The 12,966-nt window shown below is 63.7% G+C and carries 20 protein-coding genes; 3 read left to right on the top strand and 17 right to left on the bottom strand.

The window, feature by feature from the left end; translation table 11 throughout:
- Positions 1–80: 80 nt before the first annotated feature.
- Entirely contained in the window at positions 81–350 is a 270-nt protein-coding gene (gene rpmA, locus ACS0VV_RS03055) for a 50S ribosomal protein L27 (protein ID WP_483531260.1), read from the bottom strand.
- A gap of 13 nt (positions 351–363) precedes the next feature.
- The gene (gene rplU / locus ACS0VV_RS03050) at positions 364–792 is read right to left on the bottom strand and encodes a 50S ribosomal protein L21 (protein ID WP_483531259.1); all 429 of its coding nucleotides are present in this window, start codon (positions 790–792) and stop codon (positions 364–366) included.
- Positions 793–1,023: 231 nt separating this feature from the next.
- Between rplU and ACS0VV_RS03045 the strand changes: the two genes are divergently transcribed.
- Both ACS0VV_RS03045 and ACS0VV_RS03040 read left to right on the top strand, forming a co-directional pair.
- Positions 1,024–1,530 (top strand): hypothetical protein, encoded by a 507-nt coding sequence (locus ACS0VV_RS03045; protein WP_483531258.1) that lies wholly within the window; start codon positions 1,024–1,026, stop codon positions 1,528–1,530.
- A complete protein-coding gene (locus tag ACS0VV_RS03040) occupies positions 1,527–2,210 on the top strand; it encodes a Crp/Fnr family transcriptional regulator (RefSeq protein WP_483531257.1) in 684 nt (227 codons plus the stop codon). Before ACS0VV_RS03045 ends, ACS0VV_RS03040 begins: the two co-directional genes overlap by 4 nt.
- Positions 2,211–2,231: 21 nt before the next feature.
- Here the strand turns inward: ACS0VV_RS03040 and ACS0VV_RS03035 are convergent, their stop codons facing one another.
- From ACS0VV_RS03035 to ACS0VV_RS03010, 6 genes are all read right to left on the bottom strand, one after another.
- Positions 2,232–2,663: a hypothetical protein gene (locus ACS0VV_RS03035; protein WP_483531256.1), complete on the bottom strand. Its 432-nt coding sequence runs from the start codon at positions 2,661–2,663 to the stop codon at positions 2,232–2,234.
- Positions 2,664–2,747: 84 nt separating this feature from the next.
- Positions 2,748–3,194 (bottom strand): molybdenum cofactor biosynthesis protein MoaE, encoded by a 447-nt coding sequence (locus ACS0VV_RS03030; protein WP_483531255.1) that lies wholly within the window; start codon positions 3,192–3,194, stop codon positions 2,748–2,750.
- A gap of 1 nt (position 3,195) precedes the next feature.
- The gene (locus ACS0VV_RS03025; RefSeq protein ID WP_483531254.1) at positions 3,196–3,438 is read right to left on the bottom strand and encodes a MoaD/ThiS family protein; all 243 of its coding nucleotides are present in this window, start codon (positions 3,436–3,438) and stop codon (positions 3,196–3,198) included.
- Between the two features lie 111 nt (positions 3,439–3,549).
- A complete protein-coding gene (gene moaA, locus ACS0VV_RS03020) occupies positions 3,550–4,551 on the bottom strand; it encodes a GTP 3',8-cyclase MoaA (RefSeq protein ID WP_483531253.1) in 1,002 nt (333 codons plus the stop codon).
- A gap of 9 nt (positions 4,552–4,560) precedes the next feature.
- Positions 4,561–4,902, bottom strand: a complete 342-nt coding sequence (locus tag ACS0VV_RS03015; RefSeq protein WP_483531252.1) for a Rossmann fold domain-containing protein — start codon at positions 4,900–4,902, stop codon at positions 4,561–4,563.
- Positions 4,899–5,270, bottom strand: coding sequence for a dihydroneopterin aldolase (locus ACS0VV_RS03010; RefSeq protein WP_483531251.1), 372 nt, complete (start codon positions 5,268–5,270; stop codon positions 4,899–4,901). Before ACS0VV_RS03010 ends, ACS0VV_RS03015 begins: the two co-directional genes overlap by 4 nt.
- Positions 5,271–5,383: 113 nt before the next feature.
- On the opposite strand from ACS0VV_RS03010, the gene ACS0VV_RS03005 reads away from it, so the two are divergent.
- A complete protein-coding gene (locus ACS0VV_RS03005) occupies positions 5,384–6,226 on the top strand; it encodes a DUF1499 domain-containing protein (RefSeq protein ID WP_483531250.1) in 843 nt (280 codons plus the stop codon).
- Between the two features lie 10 nt (positions 6,227–6,236).
- Here ACS0VV_RS03005 and ACS0VV_RS03000 read toward each other — a convergent pair whose 3' ends face one another.
- The 9 genes from ACS0VV_RS03000 to ACS0VV_RS02960 all read right to left on the bottom strand — a co-directional run bounded on the left by ACS0VV_RS03000 (position 6,237) and on the right by ACS0VV_RS02960 (position 12,880).
- On the bottom strand, positions 6,237–6,608 hold the full coding sequence (locus ACS0VV_RS03000; RefSeq protein ID WP_483531249.1) for a SecDF P1 head subdomain-containing protein: 372 nt from the start codon (positions 6,606–6,608) through the stop codon (positions 6,237–6,239).
- A complete protein-coding gene (locus tag ACS0VV_RS02995) occupies positions 6,605–7,618 on the bottom strand; it encodes a class I SAM-dependent rRNA methyltransferase (RefSeq protein WP_483531248.1) in 1,014 nt (337 codons plus the stop codon). Before ACS0VV_RS02995 ends, ACS0VV_RS03000 begins: the two co-directional genes overlap by 4 nt.
- 115 nt (positions 7,619–7,733) lie before the next feature.
- Positions 7,734–9,134: a threonine synthase gene (gene thrC / locus ACS0VV_RS02990; RefSeq protein ID WP_483531247.1), complete on the bottom strand. Its 1,401-nt coding sequence runs from the start codon at positions 9,132–9,134 to the stop codon at positions 7,734–7,736.
- Between the two features lie 55 nt (positions 9,135–9,189).
- Complete coding sequence (locus ACS0VV_RS02985) at positions 9,190–9,816, bottom strand: SURF1 family protein (protein WP_483531246.1); 627 nt, start codon at positions 9,814–9,816, stop codon at positions 9,190–9,192.
- The gene (locus ACS0VV_RS02980) at positions 9,813–10,211 is read right to left on the bottom strand and encodes a DUF983 domain-containing protein (RefSeq protein ID WP_483531245.1); all 399 of its coding nucleotides are present in this window, start codon (positions 10,209–10,211) and stop codon (positions 9,813–9,815) included. Before ACS0VV_RS02980 ends, ACS0VV_RS02985 begins: the two co-directional genes overlap by 4 nt.
- A 6-nt stretch (positions 10,212–10,217) precedes the next feature.
- Positions 10,218–11,117: a cytochrome c oxidase subunit 3 gene (locus tag ACS0VV_RS02975; protein WP_483531244.1), complete on the bottom strand. Its 900-nt coding sequence runs from the start codon at positions 11,115–11,117 to the stop codon at positions 10,218–10,220.
- A 67-nt stretch (positions 11,118–11,184) separates the two neighbouring features.
- The gene (locus ACS0VV_RS02970) at positions 11,185–11,775 is read right to left on the bottom strand and encodes a cytochrome c oxidase assembly protein (protein ID WP_483531243.1); all 591 of its coding nucleotides are present in this window, start codon (positions 11,773–11,775) and stop codon (positions 11,185–11,187) included.
- Positions 11,772–11,900 (bottom strand): hypothetical protein, encoded by a 129-nt coding sequence (locus tag ACS0VV_RS02965; protein ID WP_483531242.1) that lies wholly within the window; start codon positions 11,898–11,900, stop codon positions 11,772–11,774. The genes ACS0VV_RS02970 and ACS0VV_RS02965 overlap by 4 nt, the downstream gene beginning before the upstream one ends.
- Positions 11,897–12,880: a heme o synthase gene (locus ACS0VV_RS02960; RefSeq protein ID WP_483531241.1), complete on the bottom strand. Its 984-nt coding sequence runs from the start codon at positions 12,878–12,880 to the stop codon at positions 11,897–11,899. The genes ACS0VV_RS02965 and ACS0VV_RS02960 overlap by 4 nt, the downstream gene beginning before the upstream one ends.
- Positions 12,881–12,966: the final 86 nt, after the last annotated feature.

Genomic DNA, 12,966 nt, shown 5'->3' with positions numbered 1-12,966 from the left:
CCATCTCCTTCCAGCTTCCCGGATTTTTCAGCTCCGGAAGGGGCCATCCCGGTGGACGGCCCCTTTCGCGGATCGTCCGATTATTCGGCGGCTTCGGCCATCGCGTCGACAGAGACGTATTTGCGGCCAAGCTTGCCATCGTGGAAGCGGACTCGGCCCGCTTCGAGCGCGAACAGCGTGTGGTCCTTGCCCATGCCGACATTTACTCCCGGGTAGAACTTCGTGCCGCGCTGGCGCACGATAATGTTGCCCGGAATCACTTCCTGGCTGCCGAATTTCTTCACACCAAGGCGGCGACCGGCTGAGTCGCGACCGTTACGCGATGAACCGCCTGCTTTTTTATGTGCCATGGTCCGTCAGTCCTTACTTCGAGTCAGTCTTCTTGGCGGCGGCCTTCTTGGCCGGTGCCTTCTTTGCCGGAGCCTTCTTGGCTTCCGCAGCCGGAGCGGCATCGTCGGCCTTGGCCGCAGCCTTCTTCGCAGGCGCCTTCTTGGCTTCGCCAACGCCCACAATGCGCAGCAGCGTCATCTGCTGGCGGTGGCCGTTCTTGCGGCGATAATTGTGGCGGCGACGCTTCTTGAAAACCGTCACCTTTTCGCTCTTCGCCTGGGCGATCACTTCAGCCGAGACCGTCACCTTCGAAGCGTCCGCCAGATCGGCGCCTTCGCCGGCCAGCAGAACATCGTCCAGCACGATCGTTTCACCGGCTTCACCGGCCAGCTTTTCGACTGCGATTTTGTCTCCGGCGGCTACGCGATACTGCTTGCCGCCCGTGCGCACTACTGCGAACATGGTGCTATAATCCGTTTATCTGGTGTTCCCGCGCCCGTCCCGGATGGCTTCCGTTTCGGGGCAACAACAAAAAGGGCGCCCAAAAGGGCACCGTCAAGAGCGACGCCGTTAGGCCAAGCGCCTGCCCCTGTCAACCGCGAGATCGCCTAGGCCTGCGCCTTTTTATGCGGCTTTTTGCCATTTCCGGTTTTGCTGGAAATCGGCACGGGTCGTCTGTAGGGTTTCGCCGCAATGAAGCAAGCCCGTGTCCTGGTCCAACTCGCGAGCATTGCAGCACTCACCGCGTGTGCAGCGCCTGCCCAAGAGTATCCTTCGCTCGCCATCCGCGATGCGGAACGCTTTGCGGGCAGCATGGCGCCGGCAGACGCGCGCTCCTATACACCCGCCCCCTTGCCCGAAGGCACGCTGGCTCAGATTGCCGAGCTGGAACGGCGCGCGCTGGCGGCCCATGCCGGTTTCACCAGTGACGAACCCGCCGCCCGCCGCCGCGCTTCTGCCGCCCGCGGTTCCGGCCCCGGCACCGAATCATGGGCGCAGGCGCAAGTCGCCATCGCCGTGCTGGAAGGCCATCGCGGCGAATTGATGATCGCACTCGCCGATCTCGACCGCATCTATGTCGACACATCGAGCGCGGGAGAGGCAATTGCCGGGGTCGCGGAAGCGCGCGAGGGGATCGACGGGCTGTTGCAGCAGGAGAACGCCGTGATTTCCGAACTCCTCGCCATGGTGCAGCGATGAACACCACCTGCGCCGAATGTCCCGTCCGCGATAGCGCCGCCTGCGCCGTCCTTACCGAGGAAGAGCGCGACGAACTCGCCCGCACCGGCCACACCAAAAAGCTCTCGCGCGGCGAAACGCTGTTCAGCGCGGGCGACGAGAACTCGGCCTGCGCCACGCTGGTGAGCGGCGCGCTCAAGGTTACGCAATATGATGCCGAGGGCAATGAACGCATTCTGGCGCTGATTCACCCGGCGGGTTTCGTTGGCGAACTGTTTGCGCCCTTCCCGCAATATGACGTCGTCGCGCTCACCAAATCACAGGTCTGCCTGTTTGCACGCGGCGATATGGAGCGGGCGCTGGGTGCCTATCCCGAGCTTGCTGTCGCGCTGTTCCGCCGCAGCCAGGAAGACCTGCACGCGGCGCGCGATCTGCTGGCGCTGGGATCGGGCCGCAGCGCGGGCGAGCAGGTGGGCGGGCTGATCCTGGCGCTGGCCCGCGCGGCGAGCGATTCGTCCTGCCACCCCGCGCGCGAATTCGATCTGCCGCTGACCCGCGGCGAAATGGCCAATATGCTTGGCCTGACCATCGAGACGGTGAGCCGCGCACTGTCTTCACTCGAAAAGTCGGGCGCGCTCAAGCGCAAGGGAACGCGCGGGATCGAACTGGTCGACCCCGCGCGCCTGGGAAGTCTGGACTGACGCTTTAGATTGCCTTTATCGTCAGACCAGTGCGGCGATCGTCACCGCGGCGACTCCCCACAGGAAGATCAATACCGGCATCAGCAGCACCTGTACCGTCGCATCGCGCGCGCTGGTGCGGCCATAGGCGGTCATAATGCCTTCTTGCTGGAACCGGCCCCATGTCATCGGCTTGCTGCGCGTCTGCGGTGCAAGGCGTGTCCAGATTGCCGGAACGCCGAACGCCGCGACGATAAAGACAGCGAAAATCACCATGGGGATGATCAGCTCGGGATGGGCGAAGCCCACCGCCATCACCCCGATATAGCCGAGGAACAGGCCAACCACGGTGGCATAAAGCCCGGTCGGCAATTCGAATGTGCGCTCCACTTCATGCGGTTTGCGACCCGTAGGCGGCGCGGCGTGCGTTTCGGCGGCTTGTTCAATCCGCTCGCGTGTAAGATGTTCTGCCATGATGAAACTCCTTCCTGATGCGGAAGGAATGCGGCGAATCGGCGGGCTGCGCCTTGATCTGCATCAAAGGTGTAGAGAAACTTGCTATTTCCAGCGGTCGAGGCTGGCGTAGTCATCAGCGCGCGGCTCGATCCAGTGCCATTCGCCCCCGCGCCTTTCGCGTTTCCAGAACCAGCTTTCGGCTTTCAGGTGATCCATGCAGAAATCGACCGCGTTAATGGCATCGCGGCGGTGCAGCGCGCAGGCGGAGACGAGCACAATGGGCTCGCCGGGATACATCACGCCGTGGCGGTGGAGCATCAGCAGGCCCATCAGCTTGAACCGTGCATTCGCGCGCTCGGCAAGCGCCTCCATCCCGGGAAGCGTCATTCGGTCGTAATGGAGCAGTTCGAGCGCCTCGACGCCCTCTCCGCCCCGCACTTCGCCCACGAAGGTGCACACGCCCCCCAGCCCCGGGTGCGCATTGGTGAACGGCCCGATCATCGCGCCGGGATTCATCGGACCGTGGAGCAGGCGGACGGTCGTCGCCATCTCAGCCGCCGCTGACCGGTGGGAGGAAAGCGACTTCGCTCCCCGCTTCGGCATGGAGCGCAGTCTTGTCGGTGAGCAACGCGCCATCCACCGCGATTCGCGTGGTGTCGGCAGCGATGGCGGATTGCAGGCCGGGTTCGAGCGCGGCGAGCAATTGCGCCCAGTCGAGCGGTGCAGGAACCGCGCGCTCGGCCTCTCCAGCGAGATCGGCGAGTTTGCCAAGGAAGACGAGGGTGACGGTCATTTACACTCCCCTTCGTCATTCCCGCGCAGGCGGGAATCCAGCTGGACAGGCCGGACAGAGGAAGCTGGATTCCCGCCTGCGCGGGAATGACGAGGCTGGGGAACTGGCACCCTAGCCACCCGTCACCGACATATGCCGCGCCAGTGCGGGGCCTTCGCCCTCGGCGATGCGGAAATGGTGGCGCTCGGGCTTGATCCGCATCGCCAAGTCGAGCGCCTCGGCCAGCCGCGCTGCGGGCGCATCCGAGCGCAGCGCCGCGCGCAAATCCACCTGCTCCGCGCCGCCCAGACAGGCGTAAAGCTGCCCCGTTGCGGTCACCCGCACACGGTTGCACCCGGCGCAGAAATTGTTGGTGAGCGGGCTGATAAAGCCGAGCCGCCCACCCGTTTCCTCTACCCGCACATAGCGCGAAGGGCCGCCGGTGCTGTCGGGCAGATCGGTGAGCGTGAAATGCTGCTCGAGAGTCTCACGCACCGCTGTCAAAGGCAGGAAGTGGTCGGCCCGTTCCCCTTCCACCTCGCCCAGCGGCATCACTTCGATCAGCGTCATGTCATGGCCATGCTCATGCGCCCAGCGGACCAGTGCGGGGATCTCGCCCTCGTTCTGCCCTTTGAGCGCCACCGTGTTGATCTTCACCCGCAAGCCCGCCGCGCGCGCAGCGAATATACCGTGCAGCACCTGCTCCAACCCGTCGCGCCGCGTGAGCTGTGCAAACAGAGCCGGATCGCGCGTGTCGAGGCTGACATTGATCCGCTCCACACCCGCCGCTGCAAGGTCTTCAGCATAGGTCGCCAGTTGCATGGCATTGGTGGTGAGCGTGAGTTCGTCCAGCCCCTTGCCCAGCTCGCGCCCCAAAGCGCGCACAAGCTGCATGACATCGCGCCGCACCAACGGCTCTCCGCCGGTCAGACGAATCTTGGTAATGCCGCGCGCGATAAAGCCTTTGGCCAACGCCTCCAGCTCCTCAAGGCTGAGCACGTCGGCCTTGGGCAGGAACTGCATCCGTTCGGGCATACAATAGGTGCAGCGCAAATCGCAGCGATCGGTCACCGAGAGGCGGAGATAGGTGACGCGCCGGTCAAATCGGTCGATCAAGGGCGCGTGCTGGGTCATGCCATCCTGTTAGCGGGAAACGGGCTGCCCGTCATTTATCATGGCGTCATTCGTCGTGAAGACCTGTCCGGTTACGCCGGGCGCGCGTTCGAGGAAGGCGACTGTCTCCTCGACCGCCGCCGCATCCATGCCGACAACCGCATTCACCCGCCCCGGCACCGCTTCGCGCGCCAGTTCCTCGACCATGGCGCGCCGCCAGCTATCGTGCTGATGGTCTGCCGGATCGAACAGGATGACGATATCGGCAGGCAGAACGGCGCGGATCTTGGGAATGAAGCGGGCCGAAAACTCCGCCGCAGCGTCGAGCGGCTTTGCGGGCAGGCCGCGCGCGATCACCCGCTGCGCGCTCAAGCCGGTCGCTCGCGGGTGAGCGTGATACCGATCTGCTCGTGGCGTTCTGTCAGCGCGAGTTTGACGATCTTGACCTGCACTTCCTCGATCCGCTTGTCCTGCCCAAACAGCGTTTCGCAGATGTGATCCGCGACCGCCTCGATCAGCTTGTAATGCCGTGTGCCCAGCCCGACCGAGCAGGCATCCTTCAGATCCATGTAGTTCTTGCTCTCCTCGAGCGGCGTTTCGGGATCGTAAAAGGGCAGCGTCTTCAGCCGTGCACGCACGGTGAAACGCAAAGGCTGCGGCTTGCCGGTCTCTTCGGAATAGATCCCGGTATACACATCATGCTCGAAATCGACGAGCTCGAGATAAAGGCTATCGGCCATAATGGGCGGGCAATTACAGCGCGGGGGCGGCTTTGCAAGCGGCGTGAAGAATTGACGGGGAACGCTTGCGCGGCCAAGACCGTTGCCAAGAACGATAATCAGGGGAAGCACGCATGGCCGATACGCCGGAAACCACCACGCCCGACACAACTACCGCAGGCATCCAGCCCGATGCGCCTGCTGCCGAAGCGGTTGCGCAGGAACCCGCTGCGCAAGGGCCGTCAAAGCTCACACGCTGGATCGGCAATTTCACCCATGGCGGCGCGGTCATCATGCTGGTGATCGCGTTCGGTTCGCTGGTGCTGGCCCGATACGACATCATCGACAAACTGTCCGGCTTTCGCGGATTTATGATGACGATGTATCCTTTCGCGGCCTTGGCCGCGATTGCGGTGATCGGCATCGCTATCGGTAAGCTCCGCAAGCGCGGCGCTGGTTGGCGCAATCCCGTGGCGCTGGTGATTTCGCTGGTCATGCTCGGCGTGTTCTACACGCAAGTGATCGCCCCCGCCCGCAGCGCGCCTTTCATGCACGACATCTCCACCGATGTGGACGATCCGCCGCAGTTCCAGACGCTGCCGCTGCGCGAGGATTTCCTCGAAATGTACGAAGGGGATATCGAAGCATGGCGTTCGGCGCACCGCGAGAATTATCCCGATATCGAACCGGTCATCATCAACAAATCGCCCGAACTGGTGATCGCCGATGCCCACGCTCTGGCGGAACAGCGCGGCTGGCAAATTGCCGAATATTCGCCGGAAGCAGGGCGGCTGGAAGCGACCGCGACCGCAGGCTTCATCCGTTTCTACGACGATGTGGTGGTGGAAGTGACGCCCATCGCGGACGGTTCCTCGCGCGTTGATATGCGCAGCATCAGCCGAGTGGGCGGAAGCGACCTGGGCTATAATGCAGCGCGGATCGAGGCGTTTCTGACCGATCTTGAAGCGATGAACTGATCGGGGCGCGTCAAACGCACGGGGCCGTGGCGCGCAGGGCCACGGCTTCGAGATCGAAGTCAAAGCCGCCGGAAAGCACGATCTCGCCTTCGGTTATCGGTTCCAGAATGGTCGGCTCGGCAATCACCCGTCCGTCGAGCGTGACCGGCAGGACGTGTCCAAGTCTGGCCTGCGTGATGTCCGCAATCTGCGCTGCCGCGTCTTCGGTGAATTCGATCAACAGTGCGCGGCCCGAATACTTGTCCGTAAACACATATGCGTCATAGACCGTTTCGGCGCAGAGTTGCATTTCGCCGATGTAGAGGCCTTCATCGGGAGGTGTCGCGGGCCAAGCGATGCTCGCAAGAAGGAGCGGAGCAGCAATTGCGGGCGCAAGCGTCATCCGCCCCGGCTCCATCGTGCGAAAATCGCCGTCGGCAGCAGTCGGCCTGCTTCGCCCTCCTCGCGCACTGCGAGTTCGCCATACTCAATGCGCCCCGGCAGATCGGCGAAGGCTTCGTCCAGCAGTCCGGCAATTGCCAGCGCATTCATCCGCACGGCGTATACGGTGAGGAAGAGGAAGCGGCTATCGGCATCGAGCAATTGGCGGCAATCGCCGATCAGGCTGGGCAGCGATTCTTCCAGCCGCCACGTCTCGTTCTTCGGCCCGCGCCCGAATTTCGGCGGGTCGAGGATGATCCCGTCATAACGGTTGCCGCGCCGCACTTCGCGCGCGGTGAATTTGCCCGCATCGTCGATCAGCCAGCGGATCGGCTTGTCCTCCATGCCCGAAAGCGCGGCATTCTCGCGCGCCTGCGCCACCGACTTCTTGCTCGCATCGACATGGGTGACAGGGCCGCATTGGCTCAGCGCGAGCGAGCCGACGCCGGTATAGCCGAAGAGGTTGAGCGTGCCGCGTGATCCTCCCCCTTGGGGGAGGGGGACCGCCGACGAAGTCGGGGGTGGAGGGGCACCCCCCGCATCGCGCCCGCCGGAGGGTGCCCCTCCACCATCCTGCGGATGGTCCCCCTCCCCGTACCGGGGAGGATTGATCTGCAAGCGCATCCAGTCCCACACCGGAGCCATATCGGGAAAGAACCCCAGATGGCGGAACGGCGTGCATTGCGCGGTGAAGCGGACTTCGTTCCAGCTTAGCGGCCAGCCCTCTTGCGGCACATCGCGGGTGAAATGCCAGCGCCCGCCGCCATCCTCGTCACTGCCGGGGATGAACTCGCCATGCGCCTGCCACTCGCTCTCGGCGAGGCGCGTCTGCCACATGGCTTGCGGTTCGGGGCGGATGAAGCGGTAGGGGCCGTAGCGTTCAAGCTTACGGCCATTGCCCGAATCGACAAGCCCGTAATCCGCCCACGGCTCGCCCGCCATGACAATGGGATGCGGGGCAAGGTCAGCCATTTGGCCTGCCCACCCTGATCCGCTCATGCTGAGCTTGTCGACGCATCGTTCTTCCTTTCAAGAGCTGCCCTAGAAGAAAAAGCGATCCTTCGACAGGCTCAGGATGAGCGGGGTATTAGGACGACTCCGTCGCCCGCGTCGTCACATAGTCGCGCACCGCGTCATAGTCGCCCGGCAGCGAATCGTATCGTTCCTCGCGCTCGAACAGATCGCCTACCCGTTTGGGGAGCGAAGGCCGTGTGCCGGTCGCCCGTTCCACCGCATCGCGGAACTTGGCCGGATGCGCGGTGGCGAGCGTCACCACCGGCACCGCCGGGTCGATGCCCGCCTCGCGCGCGGCGTGGAGGCCGATGGCGGTGTGCGGGTCGATGATCTCGCCATAATGCTCCGCCGCGAACGTCATGGCGCGCGCCATCTGCGCTTCGTCCGCGCGGGCGCTGGTGAACAGCCCCGCCGCGCCTTCGCGCTGGCTGTTGGTGAGCTGCATCGCCTTGGTGGCTTCAAAGCCGCGCATCTGCTCCGCCAAAGCCGCACCATCGCGGCCCCCTTCGCAGAACAGCAGCCGCTCGAAATTGCTCGACACCTGGATGTCCATGCTCGGCGCGGCGGTGGGGGTGACGCTGCCTGCCGAATAGTCGCCGCTCGACAAGGCGCGATGGAGAATGTCGTTCACGTTTGTGGCGACGATCAGCCGCTCGATCGGCAAGCCCATTTGCGCCGCGACATAGCCTGCGAACACGTCGCCAAAATTGCCCGTCGGCACGCTGAAAGCGACCTTCCGAGCCGGAGCGCCCAATTGCAGCGCGGCGGCGAAATAATAAACCACCTGCGCCATCAGCCGCGCCCAGTTGATCGAATTGACCGCGCCGATGTGGAAGCGCCCAGTCAGGTCAGGATCAACGAACATCGCCTTCACCATCGCCTGCGCATCATCGAAGCTGCCGCTAATGGCGATATTGTGGACGTTGGGGGCGAGCACCGTCGTCATCTGGCGGCGCTGCACATCGCTCACCCGGCCTTCGGGGTGGAGCATGAAAATATCGACCTTCTCGCGCCCCGCCACCGCGTCGATGGCCGCGCTGCCGGTGTCGCCGCTGGTCGCGCCGACAATCGTCAGATGGCGGTCGGAGGCGCTGAGGAAATGTTCGAACAGCCGGCCGAGCAATTGCAGCGCCACGTCTTTGAAGGCGAGCGTCGGGCCGTGGAACAGCTCGAGCAGCCAGTGCTGGTGATCGAATTGCGTAAGCGGCGTGACGGCATCATGCGAGAAGCGGCCATAGGCGCCTTCGCACAATTCGCGCAGCTCGTCTTCGGTCAGCGATCCGGCGGTGAACGGGGCCATGACCCGCACGGCGAGTTCGGCATAGGGCAAGCCCGCCATGTCGGCGATCTCGCCTTCGCTGAAACGCGGCCAGCTTTCCGGCACATACAGCCCGCCATCGCTGGCAAGTCCCGCCAGCGTGACGCCTTCAAAATCGAGCGCGGGCGCGCTGCCTCTGGTGGAGATATATTTCATTTGGCCCTCAATACAGGGCGCGCGTTAGCGTTGCGAATGCTGCGCGGCAAGCAAGCTATTCTTGCCCACCCTCGCCTTTGCGCTTGGCGCGCACCCGGCTGCGGAGGGCGAAGAAGTAGATCACCAGCGCGGTGAGCGCGAAGAAGAACCACTGCCCGGCATAGGCAAGATGGTTGTTGGGGATGTCGCCCGGATCGGGCTGTGCGTTGGCTTCGAGGCCTGCGAGCGGCGGGTCGGCGACCAGTTTGGCAAAACCTTCCCGATTGGGAGCGATGCGCCCAGTCACTTCGCCACCTTGCCAAGCGGGAGCGTTCGGGCTCTCCGACCACCCTATCTGGACGTATGCGGTGCGATCCGCGGTAGGCGGACCATTGTCGATTCCGCAAAGGAAAATATGCACGTACCCGGAGCGGCCACTCTCGCTGCGGCCAGCTACGGAGCGGGGCTGGCTGGAAAACGCGCAATCGATGCGACTCTGCCGATAGAATACGGACTCAGCGGCAGACTGCGACGCCACAGGAAAAGTCACCAGTTCGGTGTCGGCGATTGCCGCCGTATACCGCGCCACCAGTGCTTCTTTCTCCTCCGCGCGCCCCAATTGCCACACGCCGAGCACAATCATGGTGGCGACGGCGGCCAGTACGACAATCGTCGGGATCACCGGAATATCGCGCCACGTCATTTCGGCTCGCTCCCGTCGATGCGGTGTTCCTCGGCGCGGCGGTTGTATTCGGCGGTGAGCAGCCAGCCTTTCGCCAGTCGCAAGCCGCCGACCACGCCAAGCACGATCAGCGGTACCCACAGGATCACGTGCACCCACCATGGCGGCTCGAAAGCGAGCTGCAACCACAGCGCCAGAGCAACCACCACCGCGCCGACGATCATGGTCAGAAACGCTGCCGGGCCATCACCGACATTGAAGCCCGAGTAATCGAGCCCGCACGCTTCGCACCGGTCGGCGAATTTCACCGGCCCTGCAAACAGCGCCCCCTCGCCGCAGCGCGGGCAGGACGCGAAAAGGGCGGCCGCGCGTGATGCGGGCCGCCCTTTCGGATTGTGCGGAGTATCCGTCACCAAATGCCCTTAGTGGACTTCGGCGCCCCAACCGCCCCAGACATAGACGGCGATGAAGAGGAACAGCCACACCACGTCGACAAAGTGCCAGTACCAAGCCGCCGCTTCGAAACCGAAATGCTGCTTGGGCGTGAAGTGGCCCTTGTAGGTGCGCACGAGGCAGACGATCAGGAAGATCGTGCCCACCAGCACGTGGAAACCGTGGAAGCCGGTCGCCATGTAGAACGCACTCGAATAGGTGTTCTGGCCAAAATTGAACGGTGCGATGCTGTATTCATAGGCCTGGATGGCGGTGAACAGCAGGCCAAGCGCGATGGTCAACCACAGGCCCTGCTTCAAGCCTTCGCGGTCGCCATGGATCAGCGAATGGTGCGCCCAGGTCACCGTGGTGCCCGAACACAGCAGGATGATCGTGTTGAGCAGCGGCAGGCTGAACGCGTCGAGCACTTCCATGCCCTGCGGCACCAGCGATGCGACAGCGCCTGTAGTACCGGTCAGCAGCTCGGTCGCCTGCTCCGGCGTGCCCGCACCCGTTACGCGCAGCGCATCGGGGAACAGCGCGAAGTCGAAAAACGCCCAGAACCAGCCGACGAAGAACATCACTTCCGAAGCGATGAACAGGATCATGCCGTAACGCATATGCAGCTGCACCACAGGCGTGTGGTCGCCGCGCTGCGCTTCGTTCACGACCTTCGAGAACCAGCCGAAGAAGGTGGCGATCAGGCCGGCGATGCCGAGGCCGAGCACGATCGGATAGTATCCGAACTGTGCAGGCGCATCTTCGGTCGCGGGCACGTGGTGCATGAACAGCACCATGCCGGTGGTGAAGATAACCGCCGACATCGCGCCGATCAGCGGCCAGATATCGGGATCGAGAATGTGGTAATCGTGGTTCTTGGCGCCGGCCATGGGTCTGTCCTGATCCTTGGTGTTTATGCTTTGCCCTTACTGCCCGCAAAGGCGCGGGTCTAGGGGGTTACTCGGTGTTTTCAGTGGCGTTTTGCGATGTCAGCGATTCGTGGAAGGTGTAGCTCAGCGTGATCTGCTCCACCCCTTCCATATTCGGGTCTTCCAGCGCTGCGGGATCGATGAAATACATCACCGGCATCCGGATTTCCTCACCCGGCTGCAGCGTCTGCTCGGTAAAGCAGAAGCACTGGATCTTGTTGAAATAGCGCCCCGCCTGCTCCGGCTCGACATTGAAGGTCGCGGTGCCGGTGATCGGGCGGTCGGAGGTGTTGCGCGCAGTGTAGAACGCCATGTCGCGCTGGCCGATGGTGACGGTGTCGGTCACCTGCACCGGCTCGAATTCCCACGGCAGGCCGCGCGCGATATTGGCATCGAAGCGGATCGAATATTCGGGCGCGCCCGCCTGCAGGCCGAGCATCGAGGCAAGCCGCGCCTCGCCTTCGCTTGCAACCTGCGTGGTGCCGCCGAAACCGGTCACGCGGCAGAACAGGTCATAGAGCGGCACGGCAGCGAAGCCGAGGCCGAGCATTCCCAGCGCCAGCGCGAACATCTGGAGCATCGTCTTGCGGTTGCGGTTATCGAGCGTCTGCGTGGTCATTGCTGGCCGATCCGGACAATCGTTATGGCGTAGAACAGCACCACCATCGCCAGCAGCACAAGGCCGAACACGGCATTGCGCGCCTTGCGGCGGCGGAGGAATTCCTTTTCCTCTTCGGGCGTCATGCGATCACTCCCCATTGCGCCAGCACGCGGTCAAGCACCAGCGCGCCGAACAGGACGAAGAGATAGAGGATGGAGTAAGCGAAAAGCTTCTTCTCCGGCTTCATCCCGTCGCCCTCCACGCTGCGACGCAGGCCGACAGGTACGGTGAGCGCGAGGAAGATGCCCGAGAGGATGAGCGCCGAAATGCCGTAAATCGCGCCCGTCCCGCCGATCAGCCACGGCGTGACGCTGAGCGGGAGCAGCAGCACCGAATAGACGAGACTCTGGCGGCGGGTCGAAACCTCGCCTGCGGCATTGGGCATCATCGGGATGTTGGCGGCGGCGTAATCGGGCTTCACCCACAGCGCCAGCGCCCAGAAATGCGGCGGCGTCCACATGAAGATGATGGCGAACAGCAGCACCGGCATCCAGGTGACTTCGCCCGTCACCGCGATCCAGCCGATCAGCGGCGGGAAAGCGCCTGCCGCGCCGCCGATGACGATATTCTGCGGGGTGCGCGGCTTCAGCCACATGGTGTAGATGACGACGTAGAAGAACACGCTGAAAGCGAGGAAAGCGGCGGCGAGCCAGTGGATCGCCAGACCCATCACCATCACGCTGAAACCCGACAGGGCGAGGCCGAAATCGCGCGCGTCACGCGGGAGCAGCTTGCCTTGCGGCAGCGGCCTGCCAGCGGTGCGCTTCATCTTCGCATCGATATCGGCTTCCCACCACATATTGAGCGCGCCCGCCCCGCCCGCGGCCAGCGCGATGCAGAGGATAGCGGTAAAGCCTAGAACGGGGTGGATGCTGCCCGGCGCGGCGAGCAGGCCGCACAGCGCGGTAAACACCACCAGCCGCATGACCTTGGGCTTGGTCAGCGCGAAGAAGTCCTTCCAGTCCGCCGGCATGACAGCGGGAACAGCGGCGGCGTCCACCGGACTGGCGGCAATCGCTGCGCTGTCGATCTCCTGCTGCGTGGGGGCGGAAATGGCGGTCATCATCCTTGTTCTTGTTTGCAAGAAGGGGCGCTGCCGTTGCCGGCTGCGCCCCTCCCCTTATTGTGTTTCTCAGGCGAGAGGCGGTG

Source organism: Aurantiacibacter sp. KMU-128 (genome assembly GCF_056933515.1).
Note: the sequence above shows the minus strand (reverse complement) of the source record. Positions and strands in the feature narration are given on the sequence as shown.